We start from the raw sequence: 1,614 nt of genomic DNA, 5'->3' as shown, positions 1-1,614 counted from the left end.
AATATTTACTGGTCACTAAAACATTTGGGGCTGCCGATGCTGAAATATGTAAATCCATGCTTGCACACCTCATCGCGACGATAGACATTACGCAAATCCACCATAACTGCACGTTCATTCATATTGCGCTTAAGGCGATCAAGATCAAGTGCCCGGAAGGCGTCCCATTCAGTGACAATAACCAGTGCGTCGGCACCTTGCACGCAATCGTATGGGTTATCTGCATAGGCAATATTGGGCAAAAGCAGCTTAGCTTGCTCCATTCCCTCAGGGTCGTAGGCCTGGATCTCCGCACCAGCATCTTGGAGGCCTGCAACAATTGCAAGTGAAGGAGCATCGCGCATGTCGTCAGTGTTGGGCTTGAAAGTTAAGCCTAGCAATGCGATTCTTTTTCCCCGCACCGAACCTTCGCACGCGGTGATCACCTTACGGGCCATAGCACGCTTGCGGCCTTCGTTTACTGCTACGACGGTTTCGATAATACGTACCGATACGCCGTAATCTTGAGCGATTCTGACGAGTGCCAACGTATCCTTTGGAAAACATGACCCTCCATAGCCTGGACCAGCGTGTAGGAATTTACCTCCTATGCGATTGTCTAGGCCGATGCCACGAGCTACCTCTTGTACGTCAGCTCCGACTTGCTCGCACAAATCTGCGATCTCATTAATGAATGTAATTTTAGTTGCTAGAAAAGAGTTGGCTGCATATTTGATGAGCTCAGCTGTTCGGCGGTTTGTATTCATAATTGGGGCAGCGTTAAGAAAGAGCGGCCGATAGAGTTCGGCCATAACAAGCTCCCCGCGGCTATCGTTGACCCCAATTACAATTCGATCTGGACGCTTAAAATCCTCGATTGCAGCGCCCTCTCGCAAAAACTCGGGATTGGAAACAACGGAAAATTCTGCATCTGGGCGAGATTCGCGGATAATACGCTCTACTTCGTCGCCAGTCCCAACTGGAACCGTCGACTTGGTGACCACGACAGTAAAGTCGTTTATCATTGAGGCAATTTCATGTGCTGCTGCATAAACATATGATAAATCTGCATGTCCATCACCTCTACGCGAAGGTGTACCAACCGCGATCAAAACGACGTCAGCAGTAGGAACGGCTTCGTGCAGATTAGTTGTAAAGGATAATCGACCACATTTGATGTTATTATTTACGAGCACCTCGAGACCTGGCTCAAAAATGGGAATAAACCCACTTCTTAGGGCCTCGATTTTAGCCTCATCTTTGTCGACGCACACGACGTCGTGACCGAAATCAGCAAAACAGGTGCCCGAAACGAGGCCCACGTAGCCAGATCCAATTATTGCGACACGCAATACATCACCTCTCGATTATTATTTGCCGTGGGAAAAATTACGCGGTCCGACATGGATGAGCCAAACCGTGTTTCTCGCAAGCTATTTGATTTGGGTCGTACAGCCAAGGGCAGAACCTCGGTCGGCATACTGCGCGCTTCGCTGTCGGGTCGTTTAAGAGTCCTCTCTGATTGGGGTTCGTGAGGCAAGCTTCTCCTGATCGACGTTTTCGGGTTCCGGCTGTATCGCTTCCGCGGGTCACGCGCTTCTCTTCGCGGTCGGCGCGAGGCCGCCGCATGATGGG

Annotated in this window: 1 protein-coding gene; it reads right to left on the bottom strand. The window is 50.2% G+C overall.

Annotated features, from left to right (window positions below):
* Nucleotides 1–5: 5 nt before the first annotated feature.
* Nucleotides 6–1,331 carry a UDP-glucose/GDP-mannose dehydrogenase family protein gene (locus FV234_RS25755; RefSeq protein ID WP_147832433.1) on the bottom strand — a complete coding sequence of 442 codons (1,326 nt, stop codon included), beginning with the start codon at nucleotides 1,329–1,331 and terminating at the stop codon, nucleotides 6–8.
* Nucleotides 1,332–1,614 lie beyond the last annotated feature (283 nt).

This window comes from Methylobacterium sp. WL8 (genome assembly GCF_008040045.1).
Classification (GTDB): Bacteria; Pseudomonadota; Alphaproteobacteria; order Rhizobiales; family Beijerinckiaceae; genus Methylobacterium; species Methylobacterium cerastii.
This window is presented reverse-complemented; position numbering and strand designations above follow the sequence as displayed.